This is a genomic window from Bacillus sp. RSS_NA_20 (assembly GCF_020165915.1).
Taxonomy (GTDB): domain Bacteria; phylum Bacillota; class Bacilli; order Bacillales; family Bacillaceae; genus Bacillus; species Bacillus altitudinis.
This window is the reverse complement of sequence record NZ_JAIUKW010000005.1, coordinates 124,054-137,384: the sequence shown is the minus strand read 5'-3', so window position 1 is coordinate 137,384 and position 13,331 is coordinate 124,054. Positions and strand designations below refer to the sequence as shown.

Sequence of the window (13,331 nt, the reverse complement as noted above, 5' to 3'; positions counted from 1 at the left end):
AAACAACAGACCATTTTATTTAACATTCATTGGTCAAATAAAGTCAAACTTTATTTTAAGGAGGTCATGGCTTATGCGTTGTCAACATTGTCAAGTAAATGAAGCAACTATTCGCCTGAATATGCAAGTAAATTCGTCCCGTAGCCAAATGGTTTTATGTGAAGACTGCTATACCTCTTTGATGGAACAGTCAAAAATGAAAATGGGTCCTAACCTTTTCGGAGGCGGTTCATTCTTCTCTGAGCAAGCAGGACATGCGACGAGCCAAGAGCGGCCTAAACAAAAAGGCTTACTCGATGAGCTTGGCCGGAACTTAACGGATGGCGCACATGCTGGTTTAATCGATCCTGTCATTGGCCGTGATGAAGAAGTCACAAGAGTCATTGAGATTTTAAATAGAAGAAATAAAAACAATCCTGTCCTCATTGGTGAACCTGGTGTTGGTAAAACGGCCATAGCCGAAGGACTAGCACTAAAAATTGCAAATGGAGATGTACCAAGTAAATTAAAGAACAAACAAGTTTATTTATTAGATGTCTCTTCACTTGTGGCAAACACAGGTGTACGTGGTCAATTTGAGGAACGGATGAAGCAATTAATCAAAGAATTGCAAAGCCGTAAAAATATCATCTTATTCGTTGATGAAATTCATCTTCTTGTAGGCGCAGGCTCTGCCGAAGGGTCAATGGATGCCGGAAACATTTTGAAACCAGCTCTAGCTCGAGGGGAACTGCAGCTAGTAGGTGCGACAACATTAAAAGAGTATCGTCAAATTGAAAAAGATGCTGCCCTTGAACGCAGGTTCCAGCCCGTCATGGTTGATGAGCCAACACAGGATGAAGCATTCGAGATATTAAAAGGCATTCAAGATAAGTATGAAGCCTATCATGGCGTCACCTATTCTGACGAAGCGATTAAAGCGTGTGTTCAATTATCTTCGCGGTATATTCAAGACCGCCACTTGCCGGATAAAGCCATTGATTTAATGGATGAAGCAGGTTCAAAAGCGAATCTCTCCATTGATGCAGCAAGTGAAGATGAATTAACAAACCGTCTTGCGCAAATTGCCGCTGAAAAACAAGCTGCTTTAAATGAAGAACGATATGAAAAAGCAGCGAAGCTTCGAGACGAAGAAGAAGCGATTGAAGCGAGATTGCAAAACAAAACAAATGACAAAGAACATGTCGTCACAGCTGAGGACATTCAGTCGATTGTAGAACAAAAAACAGGTATCCCTGTCGGCAAACTGCAAGCAGACGAACAAACAAAAATGAAAGAAATTGATGTGCGCTTAAAAGCCCGCGTCATTGGTCAGGAACATGCCGTTGAAAAAGTGGCGAAAGCCGTAAAAAGAAGCAGAGCCGGCTTAAAATCAAAACACAGACCAACTGGCTCCTTCCTTTTCGTTGGACCAACAGGCGTCGGGAAAACCGAATTGTCTAAAACATTAGCGGAAGAATTATTTGGCTCAAAAGAAGCGATCATTCGTTTAGATATGAGTGAGTACATGGAGAAACACTCCGTGTCCAAAATCATCGGTTCTCCTCCTGGTTACGTTGGACATGATGAAGCCGGCCAGCTCACGGAAAAGGTTCGCAGAAAACCATACAGCATCATTTTGCTCGATGAAATCGAAAAAGCGCACCCTGATGTCCAGCATATGTTCCTTCAAATCATGGAAGATGGCCGTCTAACAGACAGCCAAGGCAGAACCGTCAGCTTTAAAGACACAGTCATCATTATGACAAGTAACGCTGGCAGCACAGATAAAAAAGCAGTCAAAGTCGGATTCCAGTCTGAACAAGAAGAAGCCATCGAAGAACAATCATTGATTGATTCACTGAGCGCTTATTTCAAACCGGAATTCTTGAACCGTTTTGACAGCATCATTCAGTTTGATTCATTAGATAAAGACGATTTAGTCAAAATTGTGGATCTTCTGCTCAAAGATTTGTCAGAGCAGTTAAAAGAACAAAATCTAACTGTTCACGTCACAAACGAAGCGAAAGAAAAAATCGCTGAACTTGGTTATCATCCAGCATTTGGGGCTCGTCCGTTACGAAGAACGATTCAAGAGCATGTTGAGGATCAAATGACGGACATCTTGCTTGAAGAAGAACAACTTACTGGATTTACAGTCGATGTTGAACATGACGAAATTGTTGTGAAAAAGAGCTAAGTACATCCTAAGGAGGATCTTCAGCTCCATCATGTTGCAGTGTCTAAATTCCATCTGAGCGCCGACGCTCCCCCGCCTCTTTTCCTTTACGATAAAAGAAAAAGAGGTGGATCACATGGATCACATGATCAATTGGAACTACGATTTGATCAAAATCATACATGAAGAAAAATTAAAAGAATTGCTCTTAGATGAAACAGCTCAAAAAAGATGAAGTTTCCAGATTGTTGACAAAGGGCTAAAATGAACTTGATTTTAGCCCTTTGTCTTCTTTTCAGCGTGATAGAAAACCTTTGCAGCCTTAGGAAGGACGAGTACTGGCGCGGAGCGAATTTGGCATTCGTGAGCACCAGAGCGCAGGACTGACAAAGAATGCGAGGGTTTGTCTACACGCTGAAAACTCCCTTTTATATGAGGGAGTTTCTTTTTTTACGGCTTTCAGAAAGCGCTTTCGTCAAAATTTCTTCACATAAACTGTCTTAATTTTATATTCTGACTAAAACCCTTCTAGAAGACACCGATATTAACTATAGAAAAAGATAGTTAAAGGATTTGGTGAGATAATGGACAAAACATCGTTAATTGGTATTATTTTAGCATTTATTGCACTGAGTGTCGGTATGGTTTTGAAAGGTGTGAGTCTAACCGCTCTTATCAACCCGGCGGCTATATTGATCATTGTGGTTGGGACAATTTCAGCTGTTGTCATTGCCTTCCCATCTAGTGAAATTAAGAAAACACCAAAATTATTCGGCAAAATTTTCAAAGATAGCAAGCTTCCAACGATACAAGAAATGATTCCTCTATTTTCAAACTGGGCACAAATTGCTCGTCGTGAAGGTCTTTTGGCATTAGAGGCAAATCTTGAGGAAGTCGATGACGATTTTCTAAAGAACGGCTTAAGCATGGCGGTTGACGGTCAAAGTGCTGAATTTATTCGCGACGTCTTAACAGAAGAAGTCGATGCCATGTCGGAGAGACATCAGTCAGGCGCATTAATCTTTACACAAGCTGGTACATACGCTCCGACTCTAGGGGTACTTGGTGCCGTTGTCGGACTTATTGCCGCACTTGCAAACATGGGAGACATTGAAGCACTTGGACATGCGATCAGTGCTGCATTCGTCGCCACACTGCTAGGGATTTTTACAGGGTATGTGTTGTGGCATCCATTTGCCAACAAGCTGAAGCGTAAATCAAAAGAAGAAGTAAAGCTTCGTCTCATTATGATTGAAGGGATTCTTTCTGTCCTTGAAGGCCAGTCTCCAAAGGTCATTGAGCAAAAACTTCTGATGTACTTACCAGCAAAAGAACGTGCAAATCTTGTCATTGAAGAAGGAGAAAAACAGAATGGCTAGGAAACGTAAAAAACATGATCATGAAGACCATGTAGATGAGTCTTGGCTGATCCCTTACGCCGATCTTCTTACGCTTCTTCTCGCCCTCTTCATTGTGCTGTTTGCATCTAGCTCCATTGATGCGGCAAAATATGAACAGATGGCTAAATCGTTTAATGTTGTCTTTACTGGCGGCACTGGCGTAATGGACCAATCAAGCATGCAGAGCACCGAAGAAACAGAAAACAGCAATCAAACCAAAAAATCCGCAGAAGATGAAGAAGAAGAAGCAAAAGCGAAAGCTCGTGATCAAGCGGTATTAACAAAGGTTAAAAAGCAAGTAGATTCATTCATTGCGGATAAAAAACTTGGTTCGAAGCTTGAAACAAAGCTGACGGATGAAGGTCTGCTTATTACAATTGAAGACAGCATCTTCTTTGATTCTGGGCGAGCGGTGATCCGCTCGCAGGATGTTCCGTTAGCCAAAGAAATATCCAAGCTGCTCGTCATTAACCCTGCTCGTGACATCGTCATTAGCGGACATACAGATAACGTTCCGATTCGGAATTCTGAATTTGAATCCAACTGGTATTTAAGCGCCATTCGTGCGGTCAACTTTTTAAATATTCTCCTTGAAAACAGCAACCTAGACCAAGAGAACTTTAGCACAAAAGGTTACGGTGAATTTAAACCGATTGCCTCTAACGATACCGCAGAAGGCAGAAGTAAAAACAGACGCGTCGAAGTTCTTATTTTGCCAATTGAGAAAAAAGCAAAATAAATAGGAAGCCAGCAGCTTCCTTTCAGATCATGACAAAGGGCTAAAATGATGTTTATTTTAGTCCTTTGTCTTTCTTATGAGCGCGATTGAAAGCTCTTGTCGTTTATCGGTGCGTAGGACTGACACCATATGCGCGGATTAGTCTAGTTTACATACTAAAAAGGAAGCCAACGGCTTCCTTTGTTTATTCTTTATGATCATATAAATGCTTGGCACGAAGTCCTACATGTTTGAGCATATCGATGCAGGCATCCTTCTCCTCTTCACTAAGCACACTGATCATCTCGTGAATCTCTTTTGCATGATCTGGGAAGATGTCATCAAGCAACGCTCTTCCCTGCTCCGTAATATGTGCAAATGTCACCCTGCGGTCTTCTGCACAAGCTTTCCGGCTAAGGAGTTCTTTTTTCTCCAATTTATCAACCACATACGTGATGCTTCCGCTTGCGAGTAAGATCTTATCACCTATTTGCTGAAGCGGCTGATCACCTTTATGATACAGCAATTCTAATACAGCAAATTCAGTCGGATTCAGACCGTGCTTCACAATATGTTTGTTCATGTGGTGATTAATGGAGCGATAGGCACGTGATAGTACAATAAATAATTTCAAAGATTTCTCAACATTATGATTTTCCATTTTTTATCATCCTTTATGAAATGCAACCCACTAATGTGACATTAATAAACAATAAGTAAAATGTCAACATGTTGAACCATTTTTAGCATGAAAAAGAGACCAGAACGAATCACCTAATTTTTTAAAAATCTCACAAGTCATCGTAATAAAGATAGGTTCAATGCTATAATAAGTCTATTAGGTAATACGTTGGAGCGATGAATCATGAGTATACTGAAAGGGTTTTGGAAGAAGATCAAGCTTTACCTTATTTTGGTCGTGATTCCAACCCTCATCATTAGTTATTTTATCTACGAAAAAGAAACTGAGAAAATTGATGTAAAAAACAAACAAACCGCTACACTTATGTTAAATATTCACAAAAACCAAATGAATTATTTAATCAGTGAAACAGAAGCAAGACTAACTTCCCTTGCCATGGGATTTGACCAGCCGCTTGAAACGAAAAGAGTACAAAACATCCTAGAGAAAATCTATAAACAAGAACCTCGTTTTTCAGGCCTGTATCTCCTAGACCAAAAAGGAAATGTCACAGCCAGCACCACACCATTAAAGGAAAAAATCAACCTGTCATTTAGAGATTACTTTAAACGTATTCAAGTCACAAAACAGACCGTCATCACAGATAACTATGTAAGCCGCATTACTAAGCAGCGGATTCTCTCCATTTGTGTCCCTGTTTTGAATGAAAACGACGAAGTCACGGATGTGCTAGTCGCTGCGATTCAAATTGATTATTTAAGAAATATTATGAATGTATTAAACCCAGAGCTTCATTTTAAGATGCTGAATCAAAATGGAGACGTTGTGTTTACAAGTGGTCCACAGCCAGCATCTGAAAGTGATAGTACCGTGTCTACATATTTAGATGAAAACAGCTGGAAGCTGGAGGTTTTTCCGCAGCGTGCGACAACAAGTGAAGTACTGTCTGTGATGCTGTTTCCTTTATCCAGTGCATTTATTCTCTTAAATATCTTATTCACACTCGTCCAATATATCATTTTAAGACGGCAAACCCAGCAGGAACGCCACCAAAATGAAGCACAAAAACTTGAACTCATTGGAACACTCGCGGCAAGTACAGCCCATGAAATTCGCAATCCATTAACAGGCATTAGCGGGTTTATTCAACTTTTGCAAAAGAAGTATCGTTCAGAAGAGGATCAGCTTTATTTTTCTGTCATCGAGGAAGAAATTAAACGGATTAATCAAATCGTCAGTGAGTTTCTTGTGCTTGGAAAACCAACGGCTGAAAAGTGGCAAAATAATTCTGTGAAAGAAATTGTCAGTGAAATCATGCCAATTGTATTTTCTGAGGCGAACCTTTATAATGTCGAGGTTGATTTGCAAATCAATACCATTCAAGATGTTGGCGTGTATTGCACGAAGGATCACATTAAACAAGTTGTATTAAATGTAGCGAAAAACTCGTTAGAAGCGATGCCAAATGGCGGTCATTTGAAGATTGTCATTGAGGCTGAAAAAGAACAGGTCATCATAAAAGTGAAAGATACAGGTGAAGGTATACCAGAAGAGATGCTGAAACATATCTTCCTCCCTTTTATTACGTCGAAGGAAAAAGGAACAGGTCTTGGGCTTGTTGTGTGTAAACGAATTATTTCGATGTATGGGGGGACAATCGATATCGAGAGCGAAGTGAATAAAGGAACAACCGTGATCATCATGCTCCCTTCTGCACACTAATAGCTGAAGCATTCAGCCGGTTTTGCTAATGGCAAGACCGGTTTTTTGATGTCAATAAGAAGGACGATTAACAGAAAGGAGACTCATTTGTGATACAAGATCATGAAAGGAAGCAACAGATTGTTGTTCATGAAAAAGAAGATACTGATACTCATTCATCAGGTTGTCCAGTTCTTGACTATATTTAATTGTCGTCTCACCTGTATAGCCTTCTACTTGAGCAGCTTCTACCATTTGTCTTCTCTTTTCATCAATTGACATTAATAGCTGTTCTTTCCGTACATAAATATTCATGATCTCAGCTCCCGCTCTGAATTCGTCTGTCTACGCTCTAAATGATCCGACACCAAAATTATACTTTATTTGTAAATTAAATTAAATATGCTTATTTTATTTAATTTTTTACAGCCTAAAGACCTTTTACCCAATGAATTCTGGGGGTAAACTTCAAAATTGGACAGGACTGACACATTGATTAAACAGAATTTTATCCTATGCAGAAGACCAAAATCAACTATTTTCTCTCTCATTTTATGTCTATTTTCCTAAAAAAAAGCTGATCTTCCGCCTCATGCGAAATGATCAGCTCCCACTATTAAACCGTTTCTTCTTCGTAAATTGGCACCCAGCCCTCAGTTGTGACAAATATACGAACTGCGACGACTTGACGATCTTCTTGAAGTGTAAAGTAGTGACGAATATTCGGAGGCACAGAAATTAAATCACCTGGATTCAGTCTCACATCAAAAAAGACACCATCTTTGCCTTGAATGGCAAAAATTCCATGACCGCTCACGATAAATCTGACTTCATCATCTGTATGATGATGTTCACGTTTAAAGTTTTGAAGCAGTTCATCAAGGTTAGGGGTCGCATCTGATAATGAAATCACATCCTGCGCTTTGTATCCTCTTCGCTCGGAAATACTCTTTATTTCCTCTTGAAACACAGTTAAAATTTCTTCCTTTTCATCATCTGTTAAATCGTACTTTTCTGATAACTGTTTTGGTAGTTTTTCAATATCCCAATGTTCATAAATGACCCCTTGCTGTTCTAAATACGCCCGGACCTCTTGTTCGTTCTCAAGTAACGTGTTCTCTTCATTATGAATGTAAATGGTCGCCATGTGTGTTTCCTCCTTTTTATTTAACAAGCTGCTTTTGATAAAGCGCTACTTTCAAATGATAGGTAAATAAAAATTCATAAGCCTCTAAGACTCGTTTGGCTTCAAATGCGGTTTTCCCCCAAACGGTGATGCCATGATTACGAATGAGTACAGCACCAGCATCGTCCGTCAGGTGCACTGCAAATTGCTCTGCAAGGTGCGGAATATGAGCTGGGTTTTCAATAATAGGAACAGTGACTTCTGCATCCTCTTCCCAATAACCAAGCGCTTTAATAATTTCGTTGCCTTTAAAACGAACTTCTCCTTTATCGCCATACAGCTCAGAAATGACATTGTTATCGATCGTGTGGACGTGAAGACAACATCCTGCTTTCGTCCGCTCATAAACGTATGTGTGAAGCAGTGTTTCAGCTGATGGCCTGAGCGGCTCATTCGGATGAACCGGCTGACCTGCTGCATCAACAAGAACAAAATCTTCGTCGGTTTCTTTTCTTTTATCTTTGCCGCTTGCCGTCACCAAAAACGAGATGGGATCATCCGACACTTTTATCGATAAATTGCCGCTCGTTCCGTAAAACCAGTCTCTTTGTGCCAATTCACGTTTGACGTCTGCTAGTTCCTTCCAGCGTTTACTCTTCTCGTCTGCCATTCCTTCACTTCCTTTATTTGATCAAATTGCGCTTTTAGATCAACAAATGTTTCATACTCTTTATGTACGAGCCCTAGCTCTTTACATTCGTTCAGTAAATAATCACGTGCAAACGTGAGATCCGCATGTTTCGCTGCCTCAATATCAGTCACTGAATCACCAATCATGATAATAAAATCATCTTCCTGCGTCAGCTCTCGAATAATGGAAGGCTTGCAGCAGCCACAGCCATTTTGGCATTCTGAATCACAAGTATGCGGCCATTCAATTTGAATATGGTCTTCTTTAAATGATGCATGGTTACAATAAATATTCTCTTGTTCGACAATCCCTTCAAGGATGGGATAGACAAAAAAGTCCATACCGCCGCTGAGTACATAGAAAGGAATGTCTGCTTTTTTGACATCATCGACAAACTGTTCAAATCCTTCACGAATCTCTGTATCCTCTAAAATAAATGACCGAATGGCTTCTTTCTGATCACTCGTCAGTAACTGAAACATCTGTCCGACGCCTTCTTGGATCGTGATCTCTTTTGCTAGAACACCATCCTTCCATTTCGTCCATTCTTTTGGAGCAAACTGCTTCATGATGCGAATGATATTATCATTTTTCGTAATCGTGCCATCAAAATCACAACATACAATTGGTTTTTTCATTTATTCTGCTACCCTTCCCCAAAGATCAAGTGCTGCTTGTAAGTCTTGACAAGTTGATGCTTTTTCTTCGATAGACTCTTTTTTGACCACCGCATCAATGATCGAACGAAAGGCTTTCCCTCCTCCGATTGCTCCCCGCGGATGTCCGTGAATTCCCCCGCCTGCATTAATGACATGATCAAGTCCAAAATCTTTGATTAAGATCGGCACCATTCCCGGGTGAATGCCTGCTGAAGGAACAGGAAATGTTTGTTGAACTGTATCCTCTTTCACACATGCTTCGAAAATGCCAAAGGCATCTTTTTTCGGAAGGGCGACTGATCCATAAGGAGAGGGAAAAAGACTTAAATCAGCGCCAGCATATCGATTTAATTTGCCTAAAAGAAGGGAATGCGAGAATCCATAGTCTGGAGAGGATGTCATTGCACCGCTCACTGCTGGATGTGCCATGATCGGCAATGGGATCTCTGGGTCTTCAGCTAAGCTTTGCATGACATCAAGTCCATAGGCAAAAACGTTGAATAAAAGCGCATCAGCCCCTAGTTCGGCTGCCTTTCTTGCTCGATCTTTCAAATCAAAAGTTCTACCAGTTAAATTAACAGCATAAAGCGTGCGATGTCCTGTCTCTTCATATGTTTCTTTTAATATCTTTTTTCCTTCCTTGATTCGATCTTCAAAAGGCGCTAATGGGCTTTCAAATAAAATCTCATCATCTTTGATGAAGTCTACTCCACCTAAAGCCTGTAAGCGGAGCTGTTCTTTTAAATCCTCCATATCACGGCCGATTACGCCTTTAAATATACTCATCAATAGCGGCCGATCAAACACGCCTACTTTCTTTCGTATCCCCTCAATGCCAAATACCGGTCCTGGCAGACAGCGTTTAAACCTTTCCGAAAATTCGATATCGACGAGCTTTACTTTCCCATCCAGTGAAAGCTTTCCAAAAATCGTCGTAAACACCGCTGGTATATCAGCTGAAAAGTTCGCCTCAGGATAAGCAATGGTCACCTCTGATTGATACAGACCACCAATTGCGGGGGACTGTTCTTTTACGCTCACCACACGGCCTTTATGTTTTTTCAGCTGCTCCTTTTTGAGCTGCGGCAAGTCCGTCCATGACCCGACCGTTAACCCAAGTGCGATCTGCTCTGCTTTTCGGTCTATTTGTTCATCCTCTCGATGTGTTAGTACGTATGTTGCCAGTAGTTCACTCACTAGGAATCCCCTTTCGATTGCGTCCTGTATATGGTCAATAAAAAAACCTCTTTAAGTGCTTGATCAGCGCGTTAAAGAGGTTTCGTCTCATTCATCCGAATCTTATCTCTCAGCGCTTGCTGCAAGAATTAGCACCGTGCTTCATGGAAGTCGGTTGCCGGGCTTCATTGGGCTAGTCCCTCTGCCTACTCTTGATAAGAATATTCAATTTTCTTAAATATTGCCTGAATTATCGCACCATTTTTTTACGTTGTCAATGGCTTTTTTTCAAATAACTGCAAGGCAGCGATACGATCAGCGGCTTCCTTTAGCCGCTCCTCACTTGTTAAAAGACCGACTCTGACGTAGCCTTCACCGTGAGCACCAAAGCCATTCCCCGGTGCAACAACAACATGTGCTTTTTCTAATAATACATCAGAAAAAGTTTCCGATGTATATCCTTCAGGCACCTTTAACCAAGCAAAAAACGAGCCCTTTGGCGCACTGACGTCCCAGCCAATCTCTTTGCATGCAGCAATCCAAGTGTTTCGTCTTTTTTCGTACCGATCATTTTGTACTTGGACGCACGTTTGATCGCTTAAAAGTGCTTCTGCTGCTGCATCTTGAGTTGCTTTAAACAGTGACACAAACAGGTGATCCTGATAAAGCTCAATGGCTTCGATAACAGAGGCATTCCCTGCTGCAAAACCGACTCTCCATCCAGCCATATTATACGTTTTGGACAATGTATAGATTTCAATACCTGTCTCTTTTGCTCCGTCTATTTGCAGGAAACTGAGGGGCTTTTCGCCGTCAAATCCTATGCCGCCATATGCAAAATCATGGACTACACACATCTTATTTTCACTCGCAAACGCAACAGTATCTTCAAAAAATGTCCGGGTTGCAGTCGCACCAGTCGGATTATTTGGGTAATTTAAGTACATCAATTTTGCTTGATTCTTATCCTCTTCTGACAGTTGGTGGTAGTCAGGCAAAAAATCATTTTGTTCAAGAAGAGGCATTGTGACCATATGAGCTCCGGCAAGCACAGCGCCTGACCAGTAATCAGGATATCCTGGGTCTGGAACAAGCAGCGTATCACCTGGATTCAGTAAACATTGCGGCAATTCGACTAGTCCCGCTTTTCCTCCAAATAAGATAGCAATCTCTGTCTTTGGGTCAAGCGTGACGCCATATTCTCTTTCATAAAAAGCAGCTGCGGCCTTTTTTAGTTTCGCTGTCCCGCGGAATGAGGAGTATTGATGATTTTCAGGTTTTGCTACCGCTTCCTGCATCGCTTTCACAATATGTGGAGGAGTGGGCTGATCAGGATTTCCTTGACCTAAATTAATCACATCTGCCCCTTCCTGCATTTTTTTCTGCACTTTTTGAACAAGCGACGCAAAAAATTGTTTCGGTAAATGTTTCAATACATCCGATTGCTGGAATTCCATTTTTTCACCTTCTATTCAAGTTACGTGACAATACAATCACTGTAATGGATTGTTTTATGAATTGTAAAGCAATTTTGAAAAAAGATTGACATGTGAACTGCAGCTCTGATAATATCTAGAATTAAGAAATGCAAGCAGACATGAAACAATTACATATTGATTTCTCTTATCGAGAGTTGGGCGAGGGATTTGGCCTTTTGACCCCAACAGCAACCGACCGTTAATACCACTGTGAAGTGGGGCGCAGCAAGAACAGCGCCAAGACAATTTATTGTCTTATAGGGCACGGTGCTAATTCCATCAGACGTATGTGCTGAGAGATAAGAGAGGCTTCGAGCATACACGCCATCAAGCCTCTTTCTCTCAGGAGAAAGAGGCTTTTTTATATGATTTGGAGGGGAAGCAATTGGTTACACTTACGGCATCATATGAAGAATTAACAGAGAGTTCGGCAGTTGCATTAGCCATTAGACTTGGATTGATTCAAGAAAGCAGTCATTTGACCTGTACTGAAATTGGCGACGGAAATTTAAATTACGTCTTTCATATTTATGATCACAAACAAGCAAAAGGACTGATTATCAAGCAGGCTCTTCCTTATGCAAAGGTCGTTGGAGAAAGCTGGCCGCTGACATTAGACCGTGCAAGAATTGAAAGTGCAGCACTCATCAAGCAGTCAGAGTATGCACCACATCTCGTACCAGCCGTCTATTATTCGGATACAGCTCTTGCAGTGACGGCAATGGAGGATCTATCACACCTTGAAATCGTCAGAAAAGGGCTAATTGCCGGAAAACATTATCCGTATTTATCAGATCATGTCGGAGAATTTTTAGGCAAAACACTATTTTACACGTCTGACTTTGCCACAAATCCTAAAATCAAAAAACAATTCGTGAAGCAGTTTACAAACCCTGATCTTTGTGACATTACAGAGAAACTCGTCTTCACAGATCCTTTCTTTGACAGCGAAACGAATAACTTCGAAGTGGAATTAAGGGAAGAGGCAGAAGCACTATGGGCTGATCTTGAACTGCAAGCAAAAGCAGCCGAATTGAAACGGATCTTCTTAACCTCTGCTGAAACACTGGTACATGGAGATCTTCATACAGGCAGTATTTTTGCAAACGAAGCGGAAACGAAAATCATTGATCCAGAGTTCGCTTTTTACGGTCCTTTCGGATTCGATATCGGTCACTTTATTGCCAATTTGTTCATCAATGCTTTATCTCATGAGAATGAGCAGGATCAGCAGCACCTTTTTGATCATGTCGTCAATGTGTGGGCAACATTCAAAGAAGTGTTCACAAAAGCATGGAAAGAAGACAGTATTGAAGCGTTTAGTGTATCGGACAGCTTTTTAGAAACAACCTTTGACCGTATTTTAAAAGAGGCCACCGGCTTTGCTGGCTGTGAGCTTGTTCGCCGAACCATCGGTCTTGCGCATGCGGCTGATCTCGATGCGATTCCATCACATTCTAGAAGGATTCAGCAGAAAAAAGCAGCACTTACACTAGGAAAAACATTGATCAAACAATATCAAGCAGTGGAAACAGCGTCTGACCTCGTCGCATTATTCCAGCAAACTGTAAAGGAGTGACG

At 41.1% G+C, this 13,331-nt stretch carries 12 protein-coding genes and 2 riboswitches; of the genes, 5 read left to right on the top strand and 7 right to left on the bottom strand.

What is annotated here, in order from left to right:
• Nucleotides 1-73 precede the first annotated feature (73 nt).
• From LCD32_RS06250 to motB, 3 genes are all read left to right on the top strand, one after another.
• A complete protein-coding gene (locus LCD32_RS06250; RefSeq protein ID WP_224563226.1) occupies nucleotides 74-2,179 on the top strand; it encodes an ATP-dependent Clp protease ATP-binding subunit in 2,106 nt (701 codons plus the stop codon).
• A 563-nt stretch (nucleotides 2,180-2,742) separates the two neighbouring features.
• Nucleotides 2,743-3,537 (top strand): flagellar motor stator protein MotA, encoded by a 795-nt coding sequence (gene motA / locus LCD32_RS06245; protein WP_008346088.1) that lies wholly within the window; start codon nucleotides 2,743-2,745, stop codon nucleotides 3,535-3,537.
• The gene (gene motB, locus LCD32_RS06240) at nucleotides 3,530-4,297 is read left to right on the top strand and encodes a flagellar motor protein MotB (RefSeq protein WP_024719648.1); all 768 of its coding nucleotides are present in this window, start codon (nucleotides 3,530-3,532) and stop codon (nucleotides 4,295-4,297) included. Before motA ends, motB begins: the two co-directional genes overlap by 8 nt.
• A 184-nt stretch (nucleotides 4,298-4,481) precedes the next feature.
• Here the strand turns inward: motB and LCD32_RS06235 are convergent, their stop codons facing one another.
• Nucleotides 4,482-4,937: a MarR family winged helix-turn-helix transcriptional regulator gene (locus LCD32_RS06235; RefSeq protein ID WP_003211701.1), complete on the bottom strand. Its 456-nt coding sequence runs from the start codon at nucleotides 4,935-4,937 to the stop codon at nucleotides 4,482-4,484.
• 204 nt (nucleotides 4,938-5,141) lie between these two features.
• Between LCD32_RS06235 and LCD32_RS06230 the strand changes: the two genes are divergently transcribed.
• On the top strand, nucleotides 5,142-6,641 hold the full coding sequence (locus tag LCD32_RS06230) for an ATP-binding protein (protein ID WP_008346092.1): 1,500 nt from the start codon (nucleotides 5,142-5,144) through the stop codon (nucleotides 6,639-6,641).
• 51 nt (nucleotides 6,642-6,692) lie between these two features.
• Here LCD32_RS06230 and LCD32_RS06225 read toward each other — a convergent pair whose 3' ends face one another.
• From LCD32_RS06225 to LCD32_RS06200, 6 genes are all read right to left on the bottom strand, one after another.
• Nucleotides 6,693-6,935 carry an aspartyl-phosphate phosphatase Spo0E family protein gene (locus tag LCD32_RS06225; protein ID WP_008346101.1) on the bottom strand — a complete coding sequence of 81 codons (243 nt, stop codon included), beginning with the start codon at nucleotides 6,933-6,935 and terminating at the stop codon, nucleotides 6,693-6,695.
• Nucleotides 6,936-7,236: 301 nt separating this feature from the next.
• Nucleotides 7,237-7,767, bottom strand: coding sequence for a 1,2-dihydroxy-3-keto-5-methylthiopentene dioxygenase (locus tag LCD32_RS06220; protein WP_008346104.1), 531 nt, complete (start codon nucleotides 7,765-7,767; stop codon nucleotides 7,237-7,239).
• A 16-nt stretch (nucleotides 7,768-7,783) separates the two neighbouring features.
• Nucleotides 7,784-8,416 carry a methylthioribulose 1-phosphate dehydratase gene (locus LCD32_RS06215; protein ID WP_224563225.1) on the bottom strand — a complete coding sequence of 211 codons (633 nt, stop codon included), beginning with the start codon at nucleotides 8,414-8,416 and terminating at the stop codon, nucleotides 7,784-7,786.
• A complete protein-coding gene (locus LCD32_RS06210) occupies nucleotides 8,380-9,075 on the bottom strand; it encodes a 2-hydroxy-3-keto-5-methylthiopentenyl-1-phosphate phosphatase (RefSeq protein WP_206116157.1) in 696 nt (231 codons plus the stop codon). Before LCD32_RS06210 ends, LCD32_RS06215 begins: the two co-directional genes overlap by 37 nt.
• Nucleotides 9,076-10,293: a 2,3-diketo-5-methylthiopentyl-1-phosphate enolase gene (gene mtnW, locus LCD32_RS06205; RefSeq protein ID WP_224563222.1), complete on the bottom strand. Its 1,218-nt coding sequence runs from the start codon at nucleotides 10,291-10,293 to the stop codon at nucleotides 9,076-9,078.
• Between the two features lie 99 nt (nucleotides 10,294-10,392).
• Nucleotides 10,393-10,494, bottom strand: a riboswitch (SAM riboswitch).
• Nucleotides 10,495-10,538: 44 nt separating this feature from the next.
• Nucleotides 10,539-11,729 (bottom strand): pyridoxal phosphate-dependent aminotransferase, encoded by a 1,191-nt coding sequence (locus tag LCD32_RS06200; RefSeq protein WP_191218883.1) that lies wholly within the window; start codon nucleotides 11,727-11,729, stop codon nucleotides 10,539-10,541.
• Between the two features lie 163 nt (nucleotides 11,730-11,892).
• Nucleotides 11,893-12,056: riboswitch (SAM riboswitch) on the top strand.
• A gap of 79 nt (nucleotides 12,057-12,135) precedes the next feature.
• On the opposite strand from LCD32_RS06200, the gene mtnK reads away from it, so the two are divergent.
• Nucleotides 12,136-13,329 carry an S-methyl-5-thioribose kinase gene (mtnK, locus tag LCD32_RS06195; RefSeq protein ID WP_224563219.1) on the top strand — a complete coding sequence of 398 codons (1,194 nt, stop codon included), beginning with the start codon at nucleotides 12,136-12,138 and terminating at the stop codon, nucleotides 13,327-13,329.
• Nucleotides 13,330-13,331: the final 2 nt, after the last annotated feature.

Bases quoted from the DNA above. Each gene is read 5' to 3' on its own strand.
- LCD32_RS06250 (WP_224563226.1), top strand. From the start codon at position 74: ATGCGTTGTCAACATTGTCAAGTAAATGAAGCAACTATTCGCCTGAAT.
- motA (WP_008346088.1), top strand. From the start codon at position 2,743: ATGGACAAAACATCGTTAATTGGTATTATTTTAGCATTTATTGCACTG.
- motB (WP_024719648.1), top strand. From the start codon at position 3,530: ATGGCTAGGAAACGTAAAAAACATGATCATGAAGACCATGTAGATGAG.
- LCD32_RS06235 (WP_003211701.1), bottom strand. From the start codon at position 4,937: ATGGAAAATCATAATGTTGAGAAATCTTTGAAATTATTTATTGTACTA.
- LCD32_RS06230 (WP_008346092.1), top strand. From the start codon at position 5,142: ATGAGTATACTGAAAGGGTTTTGGAAGAAGATCAAGCTTTACCTTATT.
- LCD32_RS06225 (WP_008346101.1), bottom strand. From the start codon at position 6,935: ATGAATATTTATGTACGGAAAGAACAGCTATTAATGTCAATTGATGAA.
- LCD32_RS06220 (WP_008346104.1), bottom strand. From the start codon at position 7,767: ATGGCGACCATTTACATTCATAATGAAGAGAACACGTTACTTGAGAAC.
- LCD32_RS06215 (WP_224563225.1), bottom strand. From the start codon at position 8,416: ATGGCAGACGAGAAGAGTAAACGCTGGAAGGAACTAGCAGACGTCAAA.
- LCD32_RS06210 (WP_206116157.1), bottom strand. From the start codon at position 9,075: ATGAAAAAACCAATTGTATGTTGTGATTTTGATGGCACGATTACGAAA.
- LCD32_RS06200 (WP_191218883.1), bottom strand. From the start codon at position 11,729: ATGGAATTCCAGCAATCGGATGTATTGAAACATTTACCGAAACAATTT.